The 274-nt window shown below is 69.7% G+C and carries 1 pseudogene; it reads right to left on the bottom strand.

The window, feature by feature from the left end:
• Window positions 1–274, bottom strand: a pseudogene (locus CVH10_RS20420) (hypothetical protein); the annotation flags it as partial.

Raw genomic sequence — 274 nt, 5'->3', positions numbered from 1 at the left:
GCCCAGGATCGTGGCGAAGATCGGCACGGTGAACTGGAACGTCGTCGCCTCTGCCAGCGGCAACAGGATCACCGCGTCGAAGGTGAAGACCATGCCGACCAGCCCGACCATCGCCCGTGCCAGATGGCCGCGGAAGCGCGCCGTGCGCAGCGATGCCAGCCCCGGCCCGCGCACCACGAACGCCAGCACCACCGGCAGCGCGCACGCCTGTCGCCAGAACATCCCCTCGAACAGCGTCGCGCCGCGATGCTCGCCCCACTTTATCAGGGCGGAC

The sequence above is a fragment of the Halomonas sp. ND22Bw genome, from assembly GCF_003011945.1.
Taxonomy (GTDB): domain Bacteria; phylum Pseudomonadota; class Gammaproteobacteria; order Pseudomonadales; family Halomonadaceae; genus Halomonas; species Halomonas halophila.
Note: the sequence above shows the minus strand (reverse complement) of the source record. Positions and strands in the feature narration are given on the sequence as shown.